At 66.4% G+C, this 19,803-nt stretch carries 11 protein-coding genes and 5 pseudogenes; 8 read left to right on the top strand and 8 right to left on the bottom strand.

Annotation, left to right across the window (positions count from 1 at the left end):
- Nucleotides 1-7: 7 nt before the first annotated feature.
- Nucleotides 8-992 (bottom strand): annotated as a pseudogene (gene hemC, locus G4G28_RS09080) (hydroxymethylbilane synthase).
- 166 nt (nt 993-1,158) lie between these two features.
- On the opposite strand from hemC, the gene ppc reads away from it, so the two are divergent.
- Complete coding sequence (ppc, locus tag G4G28_RS09075; protein WP_183108455.1) at nt 1,159-3,993, top strand: phosphoenolpyruvate carboxylase; 2,835 nt, start codon at nt 1,159-1,161, stop codon at nt 3,991-3,993.
- Nucleotides 3,994-4,073: 80 nt separating this feature from the next.
- Here ppc and G4G28_RS09070 read toward each other — a convergent pair whose 3' ends face one another.
- The 5 genes and pseudogenes from G4G28_RS09070 to G4G28_RS28955 form a co-directional block, all read right to left on the bottom strand.
- Entirely contained in the window at nt 4,074-4,490 is a 417-nt protein-coding gene (locus G4G28_RS09070) for a transporter (protein ID WP_183108265.1), read from the bottom strand.
- A gap of 14 nt (nt 4,491-4,504) precedes the next feature.
- Complete coding sequence (locus tag G4G28_RS09065; RefSeq protein ID WP_183108264.1) at nt 4,505-5,068, bottom strand: hypothetical protein; 564 nt, start codon at nt 5,066-5,068, stop codon at nt 4,505-4,507.
- A 126-nt stretch (nt 5,069-5,194) separates the two neighbouring features.
- Nucleotides 5,195-7,137: pseudogene (locus tag G4G28_RS09060) on the bottom strand (methyl-accepting chemotaxis protein).
- A gap of 262 nt (nt 7,138-7,399) precedes the next feature.
- Nucleotides 7,400-9,814, bottom strand: a complete 2,415-nt coding sequence (rpoD, locus tag G4G28_RS09055; protein WP_374011307.1) for an RNA polymerase sigma factor RpoD — start codon at nt 9,812-9,814, stop codon at nt 7,400-7,402.
- A gap of 810 nt (nt 9,815-10,624) precedes the next feature.
- Nucleotides 10,625-11,035: a hypothetical protein gene (locus tag G4G28_RS28955; protein ID WP_374039778.1), complete on the bottom strand. Its 411-nt coding sequence runs from the start codon at nt 11,033-11,035 to the stop codon at nt 10,625-10,627.
- On the opposite strand from G4G28_RS28955, the gene G4G28_RS09050 reads away from it, so the two are divergent.
- The 6 genes and pseudogenes from G4G28_RS09050 (at nt 10,946) to G4G28_RS09025 (ending at nt 17,164) form a co-directional block, all read left to right on the top strand.
- Entirely contained in the window at nt 10,946-11,278 is a 333-nt protein-coding gene (locus G4G28_RS09050; RefSeq protein ID WP_374039794.1) for a ProQ/FINO family protein, read from the top strand. The two genes, G4G28_RS28955 and G4G28_RS09050, sit on opposite strands and share 90 nt — an antisense overlap.
- 37 nt (nt 11,279-11,315) lie before the next feature.
- A complete protein-coding gene (locus G4G28_RS09045; RefSeq protein WP_183108453.1) occupies nt 11,316-11,909 on the top strand; it encodes a 3'-5' exonuclease in 594 nt (197 codons plus the stop codon).
- A 191-nt stretch (nt 11,910-12,100) separates the two neighbouring features.
- Nucleotides 12,101-12,730 (top strand): annotated as a pseudogene (locus G4G28_RS09040) (cytochrome c).
- Nucleotides 12,727-13,992: pseudogene (locus tag G4G28_RS09035) on the top strand (cytochrome c). Before G4G28_RS09040 ends, G4G28_RS09035 begins: the two co-directional pseudogenes overlap by 4 nt.
- Nucleotides 13,993-14,079: 87 nt before the next feature.
- Nucleotides 14,080-14,937: an oxygenase MpaB family protein gene (locus G4G28_RS09030; protein ID WP_183108263.1), complete on the top strand. Its 858-nt coding sequence runs from the start codon at nt 14,080-14,082 to the stop codon at nt 14,935-14,937.
- Between the two features lie 400 nt (nt 14,938-15,337).
- Nucleotides 15,338-17,164: a PPC domain-containing protein gene (locus tag G4G28_RS09025; RefSeq protein ID WP_182988010.1), complete on the top strand. Its 1,827-nt coding sequence runs from the start codon at nt 15,338-15,340 to the stop codon at nt 17,162-17,164.
- Nucleotides 17,165-17,195: 31 nt separating this feature from the next.
- On the opposite strand, the gene G4G28_RS09020 is transcribed toward G4G28_RS09025, so the two are convergent.
- Together G4G28_RS09020 and G4G28_RS09015 are read right to left on the bottom strand one after the other, a co-directional pair.
- A complete protein-coding gene (locus tag G4G28_RS09020) occupies nt 17,196-18,317 on the bottom strand; it encodes a type IV pilus twitching motility protein PilT (RefSeq protein ID WP_182988009.1) in 1,122 nt (373 codons plus the stop codon).
- Nucleotides 18,318-18,414: 97 nt separating this feature from the next.
- A complete protein-coding gene (locus tag G4G28_RS09015) occupies nt 18,415-18,888 on the bottom strand; it encodes a DMT family transporter (RefSeq protein ID WP_182988008.1) in 474 nt (157 codons plus the stop codon).
- A gap of 156 nt (nt 18,889-19,044) precedes the next feature.
- Here G4G28_RS09015 and G4G28_RS28950 point away from each other — a divergent pair.
- Nucleotides 19,045-19,597, top strand: a pseudogene (locus G4G28_RS28950) (RNA 2'-phosphotransferase).
- Nucleotides 19,598-19,803: the final 206 nt, after the last annotated feature.

Below are 19,803 nucleotides of genomic sequence, written 5' to 3'. Positions count from 1 at the left end.
CGCGGGCTCAAGCGTCCTGGCGGCAAGCGTCCAGGATCGCCTGCGCATCCTGCTGCGCCAGCAGCGCCGACACCTGCTCCCCCAGCAGCTCGGGCTGGGCGACCGGGCCGGCCAGCTCGGCAAAGGCACTGCGTCTGCCGTCGGGCGTGGCCACCATCGCGCGCAGGTGCAGCTGCTCGCCGTCCACGGTCGCATGGGCGGCCAGCGGAATCTGGCAGCTGCCGCCGAACACGCGCGACACCTTGCGCTCGGCCAGCACGGCCTGGGCGGTGTCGAAGTGGTTCAGCGGCGCGAGCACGGCCGCCAGGTCGAGGCCGTCGCTGCGCGCGCCGGTTGCCACCTCGATGGCCATCGCGCCCTGCCCCGCGGCCGGCAGGCTCATCGAAGGATCGAGCACGCCCCGGATGCGCTGCGGCAGACCCAGGCGCTTCAGGCCGGCGGCGGCCAGGATGATGGCGGCGTACTCGCCACGGTCGAGCTTGCCCAGGCGCGTGTCGAGGTTGCCGCGCAGCGGCTGGATCACCAGCTGCGGGTAGCGCGCGGCGATCAGGGACCTGGCGGCGCAGGCTGCTGGTGCCGACCACGGCGCCAGGCGGCAGGTCGTCCAGGCTGGCGTAATCGTTCGACACGAAAGCGTCGCGCGGATCTTCACGCTCGAGCACGGCGGCCAGCGCGAAGCCTTCCGGCAGCTCCATCGGCACGTCTTTCAGCGAATGGACGGCCAGATCGGCGCGCCCCTCGGCCATCGCCACTTCCAGTTCCTTGACGAACAGGCCCTTGCCGCCGACTTTCGACAGCGTGCGGTCGAGGATCTGGTCGCCGCGCGTCGTCATCCCGAGGATGCTAATTTGACACTGTGGATATAATGCAGCCAGACGGTCGCGCACGTGCTCCGCCTGCCACATGGCGAGGCGGCTCTCGCGCGATGCGATAACCAGCTTCGATGGTGCGCGTTGCGCCTGGTCTTGCTGCGCCAGCCCCTGCTGCGTCATGTTCGTGCTTTCAAAATGAATGATGGACCTGGTGCCGCGCCCAACCCGGCCTGCGCCAGCTGCGGCTCTTGCAAAGAATCACAAATTTTAGCATGCGCCTACCTGCATACCGTGGCCGATCGCCATGCACAACCGACGACTTTTATATAGCGAACCTGTGGCCGATATGGACAAACCCGTTGCACTAGACAATCCCGCCGACAACCCGGACGCACCTGCCGTGCAAACCACCGACAAGGACGCGCCGCTGAAGGAAGACATCCGCCTGCTCGGCCGCCTGCTCGGCGACGTGCTGCGCGACCAGGAGGGCGATGCCGTCTTCGACGTCGTCGAAACCATCCGCCAGACGGCCGTGCGCTTTCGCCGCGACGCCGACCCCGAAGCCGGCGAAGAGCTCACCACGCTGCTGCACAAGCTCACGCGCAACCAGACCATCTCGGTGGTGCGGGCCTTTTCCTATTTCTCGCACCTGGCCAACATCGCCGAGGACCAGCACCACAACCGCCGCCGCCGCGCCCACCTGCTGGCCGGTTCGCGTCCGCGCGAAGGCAGCGTCGGCCATGCACTGAGCCGGCTGCGCGGCGCCGGCGTCGACCAGAAGACGGTCGAAACCTTCTTCCGCAACGCGCTGATCGCCCCGGTGCTGACCGCCCACCCGACCGAAGTGCAGAGGAAGAGCATCCTGGATGCCGAGCACGACATCGCGCGCCTGCTGGCCGAACGCGACCTGCCGATGACGCCGAAGGAGCAGGTGCGCAACCTGCAGCTGCTGCAGGCGCGCATTGCCACCCTGTGGCAGACGCGCATGCTGCGCTACACCAAGCTGACGGTGGCCGACGAAATCGAAAACGCCCTGTCCTACTACCGCATCACTTTCCTGCGCGAGCTGCCGGCTCTGTACGACGATATCGAAGACGAGATCGGCGTCCAGTACCACGGCAGCCCGGCGCAGCTGGGCGACGCTGCCTACGTGCAGATGGGCAGCTGGATCGGCGGCGACCGCGACGGCAACCCGAACGTCAACGCCGACACCATGCGCCACGCGACGATGCGCCATGCCACGACCATCCTCGAGTGGTACCTCGACGAGGTGCACGCGCTCGGCGCCGAGCTGTCGACCTCGACGCTGATGGTGGACATCACGCCGGCGATGCAGGCCCTGGCCGAGCGCTCGACCGACCAGTCCGAGCACCGCGCCGACGAACCCTACCGCCGTGCCCTGATCGGCATGTACGCACGGCTGGCCGCCAGCGCGCGCGAACTTGGTGCGGTGAACATCCTGCGCAAGGAAGTGGGCCATGCCGCCCCCTACCGCGACGCGGCCGAATTCGCCGCCGATTTGCAGGTGCTGGCGGAATCGCTGCAGCTGAACCATGGCGCCATGCTGGTCACGCCGCGTCTGGCCGGCCTGATGCGCGCCGCACGCATCTTCGGCTTCCACCTCGCTTCGCTCGACATGCGCCAGACCTCGGACGTGCACGAGCGCGTGCTGGCCGAACTGTTCGAAAAGGCCCGGGTCGAAGCGGATTATGCTGCTCTCTCGGAAGCGGACAAGTGCAAGCTGCTGCTGGCCGAACTGGCCCAGCCACGCCTGCTGTATTCGCCTTTCGAAACCTATACCGACGAGACCCAGTCGGAACTGGCGATCGTGCGCGCCGCGCGCGAGATCCGCCAGCGCTACGGCACCCGCGCGATCCGCAACTACATCATTTCGCACACCGAGGCGGTGTCGGACCTGCTGGAAGTGCTGCTGCTGCAGAAGGAAGCGGGCCTGCTGCGCATTGGCGCGGGCATCGCCGACGTGATGGTGATCCCGCTGTTCGAAACCATTCCCGACCTGCAGCGCGCCAGCGCCATCATGGAAGAGTGGATGGCGCTGCCGCTGGTCACCCGCATCATCCACAACCAGGGCCGCCTGCAGGAAGTCATGCTCGGCTACTCGGATTCGAACAAGGATGGGGGTTTCCTCACCTCGAACTGGGAGCTGTACCAGGCCGAACTGAAACTGGTCGACGTGTTCGAACGCGCCGGCGTCAAGCTGCGCCTGTTCCACGGCCGCGGCGGCACCGTCGGCCGCGGTGGCGGCCCGAGCTACCAGGCGATCCTGGCGCAGCCGCCGGGCACCGTCAACGGCCAGATCCGCCTGACCGAACAGGGCGAGATCATCGCCTCGAAGTTCTCGAATCCCGAGATCGGCCGGCGCAACCTGGAACTGCTGGTGGCCGCCACCCTGGAAGCGAGCCTGATGCCGCATGGACAGGACCGCGGCAAGGCCGAGCGCCTCGCCGCCTACGAGGCCGTCATGGCCGAACTGTCGCAGCGGGCATATGCCGCCTACCGCAACCTGGTCTACGAGACCCCGGGCTTCACCGACTACTTCTTCGCCGCCACGCCGATCGCCGAGATCGCGGAACTGAACCTCGGTTCGCGCCCGGCCTCGCGCAAGAAGACGCGCCGCATCGAGGACTTGCGCGCGATTCCCTGGGGCTTCTCCTGGGGCCAGTGCCGCCTGCTGTTGCCGGGCTGGTACGGCTTCGGTTCAGCCGTGTCCAGTTGGCTGGCCGACGGTCCGCAGGAAGAACGCCTGACCATGCTCCAGGAAATGGTGCGCGAGTGGCCCTTCTTCGCGACGCTGCTGTCGAACATGGACATGGTGCTCGCCAAGACGGACCTGGCGATCGCCTCGCGCTACGCCGGCCTGGTGCCCGACGTGGCACTGCGCGAGCGCATCTTCAAGCGCATCGCCGCCGAGCATGGCGAAACCATCCGCCAGCTCGAAGCCATCACCGGCAACAGCGAACGCCTGGCCGGCAATCCGCTGCTGGCACGCTCGATCCAGAACCGCTTCGCCTACCTCGACCCGTTGAACCACCTGCAGGTCGAGCTGATCCATCGCCACCGCGCCATGGCCCACAAGCCTGGCGAGATGGACCCCCGCGTACACCGCGGGATTCATCTGTCGATCAACGGCGTGGCGGCGGGATTGCGCAATACCGGCTGATCCCTGCAGGGTGCGCCATGCCGGCATATCGCATTGCGCATCCGTAGGGTAGGCACCCACCATGCGCCCGCCAAGCCGGCTCAGAGCCGGAACGACAAGCCCACGGTCCAGCTGGCATAAGGCGTGCGATGGTTCAGCCCGCGCGAAAACATGGTGTCGAGCTGGCAGTCCTTCGACAGCAGCCAGGCCGCGCCCAGCCCGACGCTGGCCTCGGTGCCGCCGTGCCGGCTGCGCGCGATGTGCGGCAGGGCCAGCTCGGCGAAGCCGCGCAGGCGCGCGTCGAAGGATTTTTCGAGTGCGATACCCAGCAGGCCGTAGCTTGTGCGCTCGGCATCGCGCTCGTGCAGGACGGCGACGCCGGGCATCACGCCCAGCTGCATCTCGCCGGGCAGCTCCCACTCGCCGACCACGCGCAGCGATGGCCGTACGCCCACGCCGCGCAGCGCCTGCGAGCCTGTCGGCAGCTCGGCGCCGACCAGCACGCCGACCGATGGCATGCCACCCTTGGCGTCTAAGTACTCACCCGAAAATAAATGTGTTTTTGGCTTCCAGAACCGGCGCGTTGCTGCGTCGGCTCGCGTCCGCTTGCGGGGCAGTGCTCGCACTGCGGCGCTCTCGCCGTCTTGCACCGCATCCGGTTCTGTTTGCCAAAATTCCCATTTATTTTCGGTCGAGTACTTAGCGCATGCCAGAGCAGGCCGACGGCGGTATCGGCATAGCCGCCCAGTGTGCTGCGCTCGCCCGTCTCCGCCTCCCTGCTGTGACGCAGGGTGCGCCCTTCCGTCTCGAAGCGCAGCTCGACGGCCTCGCCCACGCCGACGCGCAGCAGGGTCGGCATCGACAGCGTGTGCTCGCGCTCGCTCAGGAAGCTGGTTTCGAGCTGTACCCTGCCCTTGCCGACGACTTCGCTGGACTCGACGAAATCCGGCCGGTCGGCCGAGATCGGCTCGTCCTTGCCCTCGCGCTCCTGGGCAGGTGCGGCGCTGGCGGCGGCCAGCAACAGCAGGCCCAAGGGGAACGAGAACGACAGGCGGGAGGATACGGCGGGACGAAGACGAGGACAAGGACGTGGCATGCGCGGCTCCATGGCGGCTGGCCAGGCGGCCGATCCGCCGGCTCCGCCCCGATATTACAACTGCCGACCTGCCGGCCTCGCGCGATTGGGGAGCCGCGCACGGCTTCCCCGCTTCGGGCGCCGGTCTCAGGCCGCCAGGACAGGCGCCTGAGGCTGCGCGCGGACGCCGGCGGCCGGGACGGCATCGCGCCAGGCCTCGTCCAGCTTGAACACGCCGACCACGCGCGCCAGCGTCGCGGTCTGCTCTTCCAGCGCGCTGGCCGCAGCCGCCGCTTCTTCCACCAGGGCCGCGTTCTGCTGGGTGACGTCGTCCATCGTCGCGATCGAGCCGTTCACCTGGCCGATGCCCTGGCTCTGTTCGGTGCTGGACCGCATCGATCTCGCTCATCAGGTCGGCCACCCGGGCCACCGCCTGCACGATGCCGGTCATGGTCGCACCGGCCGTATCGACCAGGCGCGCGCCGGCGTCGACCTTGCCAACCGAATCTGGATCAAGGCCTTGATTTCCTTGGCCGCGGCGGCCGAGCGTCCGGCCAGGTTGCGCACCTCGCTGGCGACGACGGCAAAGCCGCGTCCCTGCTCGCCGGCGCGGGCCGCCTCGACGGCCGCGTTCAGCGCCGGATATTCGTCTGGAAGGCGATGCCGTCGATGACGCCGATGATGTCGCCGATCTTGCGCGAACTGTCCGTGATCGAGCCCATCGTCGCCACCACTTCGCCCACCACTTCGCCGCCGCGGCGGGCCTGCTCGCTGGCCGAGCTCACCAGGGCGTTGGCCTGGCGCGCATTGTCGGCATTCTGGCGCACGGTCGAGGTCAGTTCTTCCATGGCCGCCGCGGTTTCTTCCAGGCTGGAAGCTTGCGCTTCCGTACGGCTCGACAAGTTCATGTTGCCCGCCGCGATTTCCGCAGCGGCACCGGCAATGGCGTCGCTGCTGCGCCGCACCTCGCCCATCGTCCTGTTCAGGGACGAGACGAAGCGGTTGAAGGCATGCGCCAGCGCGCCGACCTCGTCTTGCGTTTCGACGCGCATGCGCCGCGTCAGGTCGCCCCTGCCGTCGGCGATTTCGCCCAGCATCCGCGCGGCGCGCGCCACCGGAGACGCAATCGCGCGGCTGACCAGCAGGATCACGAACAGGCCGACACAGCCGCCGATCAGTCCCGCGACGATGTTGGCAATCGTGGCCGAGCGCAGCACGCCGCCCAGCACTTCCGCTTCCGGCACCTCGGCGATCACGTACAGGTCGAGTTCCGGAATGTAGGACGAGGCAATGATCAGGGTGCCGTGGCTCGATTCGCGCCGCGCGCTGGCGAAGGTCGCCTTTTTCGTCAGGCCAGCAATCAGTTCCGGCGAATAGCCCGGCAAGTCCTTCACGTTGTGCTCGCCGTCGCCCAGGGTCGGGTCGCGGTGCAGCACGATGCTGCCGTCGGCGCGGGCCAGGAACACGTAGCCGGACTGCCCGATCTTGTAGGCGCGCACGGCGTCGGCCATATCCTTCACACCCAGGCTCAGGCCCGCCACGGCCAGCTTGCCCTCGCCCAGTTCCACGCGGGCGTTGATGAACAGCTTCATGACGCCGGTCTTGATGTCCGGATCGATGCTCAGTTCGTAGGGCGCGCCGCTGTTGATGAAGGCGTCGAGCCAGGCGTTCTTCGGGTTGGCCTTGTCGATCGTGTAGCTCAGGCCGCTCTCGTCCATGAATTTCAGCGTCGTCGGCGAGGCCCAGAACACGCCCATCGCCTTGTTCGCCGCCTTCATCTGGGCCGCATAGGCGCGCCAGGCAGCCAGGCCCTCGTCGGGCAGGCCGGCACGCTCCCAGTCGCGCACATAGGTGTTGTTGGCGACCGCCAGCGCCGCCGTGACCGGCTGGCCGATGCGGCGCAGCACGTCGTTGCGGATTTCGCCCACCACGGCGGGCAGGTCCTGGGAGATTGCGCGCTCGCGCAGGCTGCGGCTGGTCAGCGTGACGCTGAGGGTGGCGGAAATGACCAGCAGCAGCAGCAGGCAGGCGGCCATGCTGGCGAGAAGCTTGGTGCGGATGGAGGCGCGGCGTAGGAGTTGGGCAACCATGGTCTGTCGGCTTAATTGAACAAAAATTCTTCCGGCGATTATATTGCCGTATGGAATCTTTGCGCGACTACTGGTTATGGTCAACAGTTTTCGGCCGAACCGTTTGCGAACAAATAAGGAAACGTTGCGGATGTGCTGAAGGCGTTTGCGTTGCGACAAGCATCCTGTCCCGCTAGCCCTGCCCCTACGCCGCGAGTGAAGCAGGCAAAAAAAAACGCGTCCCCGGATGGAGGACGCGTTTTCGGTACCAGGCGCAATGCTGTTACTTGTCGTGCAAGAAGGTTTTCAGCTTGTCCGAACGCGAAGGCTGGCGCAGCTTGCTCATGGCCTTGGCTTCGATCTGGCGGATACGCTCGCGCGTCACGTCGAACTGCTTGCCCACTTCTTCCAGCGTGTGGTCGTTCGACATCTCGACGCCGTAGCGCATGCGCAGCACCTTCGCTTCGCGCGGGGTCAGCGAGTCCAGCACTTCCTTGATCACGTTGCGCATCGACGCGTGCAGCGCGGCGTCGAGCGGGGCCAGCGTGGTGTTGTCCTCGATGAAGTCGCCCAGCTGCGAATCGCCGTCCTCGCCCATCGGGGTTTCCATCGAAATCGGTTCCTTCGCGATCTTCATGATCTCGCGGACCTTGTTCTCCGGCATTTCCATCTTCTGGGCCAGGGTGGCGAGATCCGGCTCGCTGCCTGTTTCCTGCATGATCTGGCGCGAGATGCGGTTCATCTTGTTGATCGTCTCGATCATGTGCACCGGCACGCGAATCGTTCGGGCCATGTCCGCGATCGAGCGCGTGATCGCCTGGCGGATCCACCAGGTCGCGTAGGTCGAGAATTTATAACCGCGGCGGTATTCGAACTTGTCGACCGCTTTCAAGAGGCCGATATTGCCTTCCTGGATCAGGTCGAGGAATTGCAGGCCGCGGTTGATATATTTTTTAGCAATGGAGATCACCAGACGCAAATTCGCGACCGTCATTTCGCGCTTTGCGGTACGGGCACGCTTCTCGCCCGCTGCCATCTGCTTGTTGATCTTGCGCAGGTCGGCCAGCGGCAGCGCCACGCGTGCCTGCAGGTCGATCATGCGCTGCTGCAGTTCCTTGATCGCAGGCAGGTTACGGCCCAGCACGGCGCTGTACGGATAGGCGCAGTCGACTTCGCGGTCGCCCCAGGCCAGGTCCGTTTCGTTGCCCGGGAAGACCTTGATGAAGTGGGCGCGCGGCATGCCGCAGCGGTTCACGCAGATGTCGAGCACGGCGCGCTCGATGGAACGCACTTCGTCCATCTGGCCGCGCAGGGTGTCGCACAGCTTTTCCACGATCTTGGCGGTGAAGCGGATGCCCAGCAGCTCGGTGGAGATGATTTCCTGTGCCTTCTCGTAGGCCGCCGAGCCGTAGCCGGTGGTCTTGAAGGCATGGCCCATGCGGTCGAACTGCTCTTCGATCAGGGCGAATTTTTCCAGCGCGCCGCGGCGCAACTGCGCCAGCTGCTCGGTCGAATAGCCAGCCGCGCCGCCCGCGGCGTCGCCGTCTTCTTCTTCCTCGACTTCTTCCTCTTCCTCGTCCTCGTCATCGCCGGCAACGGTCTTGCCCGGTGCGGCGACCGGGGCGGGGGCGTTGTCGTTGTGGTCGACGAAACCATCGACGACATCGTCGATCTTCAGCTCGTCGCTGGCGATCTTGTGCGACAGCGCGATGATTTCGGAAATCGTCGTCGGGCAGGCCGAGATCGCCTGGACCATGTCCTTCAGGCCTTCCTCGATACGCTTGGCGATCTCGATTTCGCCTTCGCGCGTCAGCAGCGACACCGCGCCCATTTCGCGCATGTACATGCGGACCGGGTCGGTGGTGCGGCCGAAGTCGGAGTCGACCGTCGACAGCGCCGTCGCGGCGGCGGCCTCGACTTCGTCTTCGCTGGTCGGCGTCACGGCGTTATCGGACAGCAGCATCATTTCCGCTTCCGGCGCACGCTCGTAGACGGCGATGCCCATGTCGTTGAAGGTCGCGATGATGCCTTCGATCGCTTCCGGATCGACGATGTTTTCCGGCAGGTGGTCGTTGATCTCCGCATGGGTCAGGTAGCCGCGCTCCTTGCCCATGTTGATCAGGTTCTTCAGCTGGGTGCGGCGCTTTTCGAGTTCCTCGCCCGAGAAGCCTTCGCCGCTGAGCAGGCCGGCACCCTTGGCCTTGCGCTCGCGCGCCTTCGACACGGCCTTCAGCTCGGCGCGCTCGACCGCGTTCAGTGCCGCGACTTCGTCGTTTTCCGGCGTGAATTCGCTCGGCTTGCGGCCGCGGCGGCCCGGCACTTTCACGCCCGGCAGCAGGTAGCCCGAGGTATCGATCGCGGCCAGCACGGCGGCATCGGTGGTCTGGCTGACGGCGTTCACGGCGGCGGGTGCGCTCGGGACGACAGCGACGGACGGCTCCATGCGGCGGGCAGCGCGGGCACGCACGACCTTGGGTGCTTCGTCGTTGGCGGCGACGGCGGGTGCGGCGACCGGCACAGGCGCTTCGCTTGCCGGCGCGGCCTCGGCCGCTTTCAGGGCGGCGAGCTTGGTGCGCTTCCTTACGATGACAGGCGCCGGGCCCGCCGGGGCGGCACTGGCCTGGTACTCTTCCGCAACGGCGGTCAGGGCAGCGGGCACATCGGATGCCTGGGCAACAGGAGCGTCCGCGACCGGCATGTCCGCAACCGGCATGTCCGCGACTGGCATGTCCGCGACCGGCACGTCCGCTGCCGGAACTTCAGCAACAGGCATGTCCGCTACCGGCACGTCCGCTACCGGCATGTCCGCTACCGGCATCTCAGCTTCCGGCGCCTCGGCCTGTGCCTTCAGCGATGCCAGGCGCGAGCGGGTCTTGACCACCGTTACCTTGGCCGCCGCTTCCGTTTCGAGGAAGTAGGAGGTCGCGGTTTTCGGCACTGCCAGCTGCGCCGCGGCGTTCTTGGCCGGCGCCTTCTTGGCGGTCAGTGTCAGTGTCTTGGCGGTGTTCTTCATAAAAAAACTCTCCTGTCGCGGCGGCTATCCGCCTGCGAGGTCAATAATTCACCATGGCCCGCATGGGCCGGGGGGAAAAGAAACGGGATGGCCCTAGCTAAGGGCGGACAAGCCGCAAATCAAGCGCACCGAGCCTGCAAAAACACCAGGCGTGGCCGGGTGTGTGACTGGCAAGGCTTCGATGTGCAAGGATCAATATCGCGGTGGTCATGTCGGAACGAAAAAAGCCCGTTGGCTCGAAACGGGCTTGCATTGTCTCTGTCGGATCAAAAGATGGGACAGGCAGCATTATGCCTTAAAGCAAGAATCGGTGATAATTGATATATCCGATAATGGATATAAGCAAACCACATATTGTTGCCCTTCAGTCCACGAACACCTCTTCCGTCCGTCTGCGCGCACGCAAGCCGGGCGCAGGGCAAGAGGCGGATCATACACGATTTCGCGGCCGGCGGCGCAGTGCAGCAATGACAACGCCCGGTCACCCGGCCATCCTCAGTGGAAGTCACACGATTGGCAGCGCACTAGTGCGGGCCAGCATGCTATCCTTCGGATTCCTGTTATTACCATGAAGTCAATGAACACCATTAGTCCTGCCGCCGAGTCCGTCGACGCCACCACCCCTTCCCCAGCCGAGACCCCGAACAGCGCGGCAAGCAGCGAGCCGACCGATGTGTCGGCCACCGCATCGCCGGCCGAATCGTCCAGCGACACCGCTGCCGGCGCGCCGGTCCGGAAGCCGCCCCGGCGGCGCCGACCTCGGCGCGTGCCCTGCTCAAGCAGCTGCAGCAGCAATTCCCGGCTTTCCGCGACTGCCTGCCGCTGTCCATCGGCATCGACAAGCAACTGCTGTCGCGCATCCCTGGCCTGGACCGCAAGACCATGCGCGCAGCCCTGGGCATCCACACCGGCTCGATGCGCTACCTGCGCGCGATGGAAAAGGGCACCGTGCGCTACGACCTCGACGGTGTGGCCGGTGCCGAAGTGACCGACACCCATCGCCTGCATGCGAAGGAACAATTGCAGCAGCGCTTCAAGAAAGAAGCCGAGCGCAAGAAGGCCGAGAAAGCCGCCGCCGCCGAAGCGGAGGCGGCCCGCCTGCGCCAGGAAAAGCTGCAGCAGCTGGCCTCGAAGTTCTCGCGCGGCTGAGCTGGCGCCACCTGCCCTTGTCGAAGCCGCCTTGTCGATGAATTCCGTGCCGGAAGACGCGCTGCCCCCGTACGCGGGCATCGCAATGGCCGACGTGCGCCTGGTCAAGTCCGGCGAGGACGCCGCGGCCGCGCTGGCGGCGCTCTCGCAGGCCGATGTCATCGGCTTCGACACCGAGTCGAAACCCACTTTCGCCAAGGGCGAGGAATCCACGGGCCCGCACCTGGTGCAGCTGGCAACGGACGACACCGCCTGGCTGTTCCAGATCGGCGCCGACGCCGCCACGGCGCTGACGGTGCTGCGTCCGGTGCTCGAGTCCGCAAGCATCCTGAAGGTGGGCTTTGGCCTGGGCGACGACCTGCGTCGCCTGCGCAGCAAACTCGGCATCGAGGCCAACAACGTGCTCGACCTGTCGACGGCCCTGCGCCGCCGCGGCGAGCGCAACACGCTCGGCGCCAGGACGGCGGTCGAGCGCCATTTCGGCCAGCGCCTGCAGAAGTCGAAACGCATCACCACCACCAACTGGGCCTTGCCGCGCCTGTCCGAAAAGCAGATCCTGTACGCGGCCGACGACGCCCACGTGGCGCTGCGCATCTACCGCCACTGGCGCGCCAACCCGCCCGCTGCCTGAGCGCTGCCTGGCCTCATTCGCGCTTGGGTTATCATTCCGGCATTTGCCGACTTTTGACAACCTGGACACCGGTATGCCGCCAGCCGCAGCGCCACGCTTTGCCCGCTTCCTCCTTTCTTCTTTCGTCGCCCTCCTGCTCGCTTGCACCCTGCCGGCGCCGGCCGCCGCGCAAGCCGGCGGGTCGCCGCCCCGTGCCGGACACGATCGAACAGCGCGTGGCCGCCTGCATCGCCTGCCATGCCCCCAAGGATGGCGCCGGCACCCGCGCGCGCGGCGAGTACTTCCCGCGCATCGCCGGAAAACCCTCGGGCTACCTGTACAACCAGCTTCTCAACTTCCGCGAAGGCCGGCGCCAGTACCCCTTGATGACCTGGATGGTCGATCACCTGCCCGACCCCTACCTGCTCGAAATCGCCGACTACTTTTCGAACCAGCATCCCCCGTGCCCGCGCCGGCCCCAAGCGCCGTTCCTGCCGCCGTGCTCGAGCGCGGCCAGCGCCTCGTGCGCCAGGGCGATGCCGCCCTCAAGGTGCCGGCCTGCATCGCCTGCCACGGCGAGCGCCTGACGGGCGTCGCGCCCACCATCCCGGGCTTGCTGAATTTGCCGCGCGACTACGTCAACGCCCAGTTCGGCGCCTGGCGCAACGGGGGTGCGCCGCGCGCACGCGCCCGACTGCATGGCCACCATCGCCGAACGCCTGGCGCCGGGCGACGTCGCCGCCATCTCGGCCTGGCTCGCCACCCAGCCGACGCCGCCCGACGCGCGTCCGGCCGAGCACCCGGCCGCACCGCTGCCACTGGCCTGCGGGAGCCTGCCATGAAGCGCCGCGCCCTCCTGGTGCTGGCTGCCGCGGCGCTGCTGGCCGCACTCGTGATCGCACTGGCCTGGCCGCGCGAGGAATTCATCGCCTCGGCTTCGCCCGCCGACCACGCCCCCACCTCCGTCAACATCGCCCGTGGCGCCTACCTTGCCCGCGCCGGCGACTGCATGGCCTGCCACACGGCACGCGGCGGCGCGCCCTATGCCGGCGGACGCGTGCTTGACACGCCCTTCGGCCGCCTGCATGCGCCCAACATCACGCCGGAATCCACTACCGGCATCGGCAAGTGGAGCGCCGACGATTTCTGGCGCGCCCTGCACAACGGCAAGTCGCGCGACGGCCGCCTGCTCTACCCGGCCTTCCCCTACACGAACTACACGAAGGTCACGCGCGCCGATTCGGATGCCCTGTTCTCCTACCTGCGCAGCCTGCCGCCGGTACGCCAGCCGAACACGCCGCACGATCTGCGCTTCCCCTACAACCAGCAGATCACCCTGGCCGGCTGGCGCCTGCTGTATTTCAAGCCGGGCGTGCAGCAAAGCGATGGCAGGCAGGGCGCCGCCTGGAACCGCGGCGCCTACCTGGTCGAGGGCCTGGGACATTGCAGTGCCTGCCACAGCACGCGCAACCGCCTGGGCGCCACCGGCAACACGCTCGGCGGCGGCCTGATTCCGATGCTCGGCTGGTACGCGCCGTCGCTGACCTCGAACGCCGAAGCGGGCCTGGGCGGGCGCAGCGTCGAACACATCGTGCAATTGCTGGGAACCGGGGTCGCACCCGGCGCCGGCGTGACCGGGCCCATGGCCGAAGTGGTCCAGCAAAGCCTGCAGCACATGACGGGCGCGGACTTGCGTGCGATGGCGCTCTACCTGAAGTCGCTCCCGGCGGAGAAGAACCCCGCGCCACCCGCGTACACGCCGGCACCGCAGGCCGTGCTGCAGGCCGGCGCCGAACTGTATCGCCAGCATTGCGCCAGCTGCCACGGCGCCCGCGGCGAGGGCAAGGCCCCTACCCTGCGCTGGCCGGCAACCGCGCGCTGACCCTGGCCGAACCGGTGAACGCGATCCGTGTGATCCTGAACGGCGGCTTCCCGCCCGGCACCGCCGGCAATCCGCGTCCCTACGGCATGCCCCGTTCAGCCACACCCGGATGACACCGAAGTGGCGACGCTCGTGACCTACCTGCGCACGAGTTGGGGCAATGCCGCCGCCCCCGTGTCGAGCGCGGAAGTGAACCGCTACCGCAGCGTACCGCTGGACTGACCGGGTGCCGGCAGGCCGCCGGCCTGCAAGGCGCGGTGCTCGCCGACGCCCGCCAGCATGCGGACGCGCTACCGAAGGAAGGCGACGATGTGGAAGACGATACGGGAACTGATGCAGCCGCCGCCGGGCATGGCCTTCGACTTCAGGCAGCCGCCCGGCGAACCGGCGCTGGCGCCGGCCGACGGCGTGTCCTGGCGTGTGTTCGCCAATCCGCTGGTGCTCTTCATCGGCGGCGTGGCCGCGGTGCTGCTGGAACTGGCGGAGCCTTCGGTGCGTTCGGGTGTCTGGGACAAGGGCGGCTTCCAGCGCGACCCCGGCATGCGCCTGCGCCGCACCGGCTTTGCCGCCATGATGACCGTCTACGGGCCGCGTTCGGCTGCGGAACAGTTGATCGCCCGTGTGGTGCGCGTGCATGGGCGGATCGAAGGCAGCACCCCTGACGGCCTGCCCTACCACGCCAACGACCCGCGCCTGCTCGACTGGGTGCAGGCCACCGCCGTCTTTGGATTCATCGAGGCCTATCATCGCTACGCGGCGCCTTTGAGCGCGGCCGAGAAAGACCGCGCCTTCGTCGAGGCCCAGCCCTCGGCGCGGCTGTATGGCGCGACAGGCGTGCCCCAGTCCTGGGCCGGATGGGATGCGCTGCTCGGCGCCACCGCGCCGCGGCTCGAGGGTTCCGCCATCCTGCTCGAATTCCTGCGGATCATGAACGAGGCGCCCATCGTGCCCCCTCTCCTGCGGCCGCTGCAACGGCTGCTGGTCCGCGCGGCGGTCGCGATCGTCCCAAGGCCGGTGGCTTCACTGCCGCAATTGCGCGGTCAGGGACTGCGTCGCGGTGAAGCGGCACTGGTGCGCCTGCTCACGCGGCTGGCGCCGCTGCTGCCGCTGGGCGACACACCGGAGCGGCAAGCCCGGCGGCGGCTGGCCGGGCGCGAGATGCGATAAGCGCCGCCACAGCAATATCCGATGCATGCCGAATCGACTCCGTGCCACCTAGAAACGAGTCGTGTCGCCATTTGGCCAAGGGCTGTGGAATCGAGCCAACGAATTTCTTTGGATACAACAAAATAATAAACGGAAATTTTTCCGACTGGATAATTGAAGCCCAGCCGTACGAATTATTTCCGGTAAATACATTGACCCGCCGCGCTGGAGGCAAATTTCATTTGGCCTGGCGACAGGCGCAATGTCGCCCCCTGGAATGCGCGCGTTTCGCCCAAATCGCATTGCCTCAAATGCAATCTCAGCTTTAATGTCGTGCCATCGGTTTTGACACCCGATCATTCCGCCAACTTGTGGGATGCGAAAACTATTACTCAATATAAATAAATATATCGGAAAAGACATGGCACCTCATTTTATCCTGCCCCTTGCCGCCGCTCTCGCCTCGGGCGCCGCATTTGCCCAGGCACCCGCCGCCAGCCCGGCGCGCGGTGTGGAAATCGGCACGGTGGACACCGTCATCAAGGGTTTCGCCGCGCAGCGCGCGAATAGCCGCTCGATGGTCGCCCATTCGATGAATGGAAAAACCGTCGCGGCAAACATCCGCGACTATTTCGAGAAAGACGGCGTGGTATCGATTTCGGGTACGGCGATCGATACGCCGCATTCCGCTTTCATGCTGAAAGGGAGCAAGAAGAAAATCTATGGCTACCTGCTCAAGTACGATACGAAACAGGCTTTCGAATACACCACCGATGCGGCGGGCAAGGTCTGGCTGACCGAAGTCGACATCAAGAAAATCGTTCCGGACTTCGATCCGGATTTCAAGGTGCCCGATTCGATCGTCAGGCCCACGGCGGCCGTGCCGCACCCGGTCTACAGCCCGATGGCGCTGCGCCAGGCGCCGCATATCGGCCCCTACCAGAACCAGGATGTGCTGCAGCTGCAAAGCAAACCCGGCAGCCCGTATGTGTTTTACCTGAATACCGCCGCTGTGATGAGCGGCTCCACGCCGCTCAACGGCGTCACCAGGGAAAACATGTACCGCGCCTGGCAATCGGTTGCCGACCAGTACTCGATGCTGAACCTGAACGTGACCACCAGCCGCGCCGTCTACGATGCGGCGCGCGCAGCGAATGTGCTGCGTACCGGCATCATCAACTTCGTCAACCAGGACGGCCGCTCGTTCGCGCCGCTCAATTCCTTCGGTTCCACCACCGCGGGCACGCTCTACCGCAACCCGAGCGCCGGCTTCGACTACGGCTACGGCATCGGCATGACCGGCGCCCATGAAATCGGCCACCAGATGGGCATGGGCCACGACGGGGGCGGCACCGGTGGCGAATATTTCGAGGGCATCGCAGCCTACCAGTGGGGTCCGATCATGGGCAATTACTGGATGGGCGCCTACTGGCCCAACCAGCTGTTCACCTGGAGCCGGGGCGAGTATTCGACGGCGACGAACCGCGAAGACGACCTGTACCGCATGACCACCGTCGAGAGCGTTCCCTACATGGCCGACGACAATCCGAACGGGCGCGCGCTCGTCCTTGGCAGCGGCGGCGCCATCGACCCGGCCCGCAACTTCGGGCAGATCGAGCGTAACACCGACACCGACACCTTCACCTTCACCACCACGGGCGTGTCGACGCTGAACCTGCGAATCGACCCGCTCGAATACCTGCGCATGCTCGACGTCTCGGCAACGATCTACAACGCCGCGAATGTGGCGGTGGCGACGAGCAACCTGTCGGTGAACCGCTCGGCGCAGTTCACCAACCTCTCGCTGCCAGCCGGCAGCTACCGCCTGGTCGTGCGCGGCGGCGCCGAGGGCACGCCCGCGAACGGCTTTTCGAATTATTCCTCGCTGGGCTGGTTTGGCATGAAAGGCACCCTGACCGGCAGTGGCACCGGTAGCGCGTATCCGGTGCTGACGGACGGCGCCTGGACGAGCGGCAAGAGCGCAGCCGCTGGCAGCTGGCAGTACTTCCAGGTCGAGGTCCCCGCCGGCAAGTCCAGCCTGACCTTCGGCATCAGCGGCGCCGGCGGCGACCCCGACATGTTCGTCAGCAAGGGACAACTCCCGTCCAGCAGCAGCTATGCCTGCAAGTCGGATTCGCCCAACGCCGCGGAGTCGTGCACGCTGAGTAACCCGGCGGCCGGCACCTGGTACGTGGGCGTCTACGCCTATTCGGCGATCTCGAGCGTGAGCGCGCGGGTCGACTACTGACCCGGCGCGGGAAGCGCGACGGCGGCCGGCTTCATACCAGGTCGGCGAACCCGATGCGGTCGGTCGTGGCCGCGCGCGCGTCGTCGACGCCGATGCGGTGGGTGGCCAGCAGCTTTTCGAGCGAGACGTTCATCGTGTGGCTGTGAGGGTCGCGACCGCTGTTCATGTAGTCGCGCACGGCGCCCAGGTCGCCCGCTTCGACCAGGCGCGCCACCGTCGGGTTCATGGTCAGGCATTCGGTGGCCAGGTGGTAGCGGTTGGCATCGAGCGAAGGCACCAGCGCCTGGCACAGCACGCCGCGCAGGGCATGTGCCAGCGCCTGGGCCTGGGAATCGAGGTTGCCGAGCAGACGCAGCATCTTCTGCAGGCCCATCTCGGTCGAGCGCGCATGAAGAGTTGCAAGCACGAGGGGACCGGATTCGGCAAGGGCGAGTGCTTCCTGGGCCGTCCGGGCGTCGCGGATTTCGCCGATCATGATCACGTCCGGGCGTTCGCGCAGCGCGTCCAGCGCCCCCTGGTAATAGCTCTCGACGTCGCCGTCGACGCCCACTTCGCGCTGGGTGATGATGCACTTGCGCTGCGGGATCAGGGTCTCGACGGGATCTTCGATGGTGATGATGTGGCCCGAGCGGCGGCCGTTGATCTCGTCGATCATCGAGGCGATCGTGGTCGACTTGCCCTGGCAGGTGTCGCCGATGATCAGGACCAGGCCGCTGGTCGCGCGCGCCAGTTCCTGGGCGTTGGCGTCCAGGCCGAGTTCGGCCAGTGGCAGCGGTTCCTTGGGGAAGCGGCGGATCACGCAGCCCAGGCGCTTCTTGCCCTGGAAGCTGAAGCAGTTGGCGCGGATGCGCGCCGTGTGCAGGTCGATCGAGCGGTCGAAGGCGCGGTCGAGGATACGTTCGGCCCAGTTCGGCTCGATGACTTCGAAGAACTCTTCCAGCTCCTCGCGCGTGATCGGCGAATCGGTGACGGCAACCAGGCCTTTCGGCTGGCGCAGCATCAGCGGGCTGTTCTGGTGGATGATGACGTCGGAAAACACCAGGCGCGAGTTGAGCAGGTGCAGGATCTGCTCGACCAGGGTGCCGAAGACCGGGTGGTCTTCGTTTTCGACATACGACAGCGTGGGGATTTGCGAGGACTGGTGGAATTCCATCTGGCGTGGCTCTTGATCGATCAGTGTGTCGTTACGACAATGCCGATCATTATAAAACCATGCTCGCCAGAAATTGCAGCTGCAAGAAAGAAATTATTTAACGTCCCAGTGCTGCAACAATCTTGTCGCCGAACAGCGTCAGGGCAACCCCAGCCACCACCACCAGGGCGCCCGCCATGCGCACGTTCGACACCTTGCGCACCGCCATCTGCACCAGGCCGAAATTATCGATCGCCATCGACATCATGAGCTGGCCCGCAATCACCAGCACCACCAGGTTCAAGAGGCCAATGCGTGGCGCCAGGAACACGGTGCCGAACACGAAAGCGGCGCCGAGCACGCCGCCGCCGAGTTTCCACAGCGGCTGCTGGGTCAAGGCGCCCAGGGCTTCGCCGACGCCGCCGCGGGCAAAGGCGGCAATGGCCAGCACCAGCGTGCCGACGGAAAACGAGATCAGGGCCGCGACCACCGAATTGGCATGCAGGGCACTGGCGAGCTGGCTGTTGACCGCCGCTTGCACCGAGATGAAGATGCCGACGCAAAAGGCCAGGAGAAACAAAACCGCATTCATGACATCACTTCCTTACCGGGGACTGCCGGAAACAAAAGGGCAAGATTGTAGTGGAAGTGGCGTTCCGCTGCACGGTCCGGCGTAGCGCGCTGTTGTCAGAATGCACAGCTGCGGAGCTATCATGGCGCAATCGTCCACATCAAGAGCGAAAAACAGATGAGCAAGCACGCCGTCGAAACCAGCAAGTTCCTGAGCTTCGTGCTGCGCCACGCACCGCAGGCGATCGGCATCGCCCTCGACAGCGAAGGCTGGGTCGAGGTTTCCACCCTGATCGAGGCGGCGGGCCGCCACGGGCGCTCCATCGATCGTGCCCTGGTCGATGAGGTCGTGCGCAGCAACGACAAGAAGCGCTTTGCCGTGTCCGATGACGGCCTGCGCATCCGCGCCGTGCAGGGGCATTCGACCACGAGCGTGCAGCTGCGGCAGGGAAAGCGTGCCGCCGCCCCAGCTGTACCACGGCACGGCCACCCGCTTCCTCGACGCCATCCGCGAAGAGGGACTGCGCCCGGGCTCACGCCACCACGTCCACCTGTCGCCCGACCATGCCACCGCGGTCGAGGTGGGCGCGCGCCATGGCAAGCCGGTCGTCCTGCGCGTGGATGCCGCCACCATGCATGCGGACGGGTTGCGCTTCTACCAGGCCGACAACGGGGTCTGGCTGACGGAAAGCGTGCCGCCGGGCTACCTGGACGTGCCGGGACGATCCTGAGTCTGTCCGCGTCCGCTGCATCCTGGTCGCGTTTGCCCGCATTTCGTCGCAAAGCCCTGCCCTCGCCCGCGGCCCGGCGCTACAGTGCCAGCATCGACCACCACGAGGACACGACCATGAACAAGAACACGCTTTCCTCCTTCGGCCGCCGCACCCTGCTGGCCGCCTGTATCGCGGCAAGCCTGGCCGGCGCCGCCTACACCGCC

It is taken from the genome of Massilia sp. Dwa41.01b, assembly GCF_014171775.1.
In the GTDB taxonomy this organism is placed as follows: Bacteria; Pseudomonadota; Gammaproteobacteria; order Burkholderiales; family Burkholderiaceae_D; genus Telluria.
The sequence above is the reverse complement of the archived record's forward strand: the minus strand, read 5'-3'. Positions and strand labels throughout refer to the sequence as shown.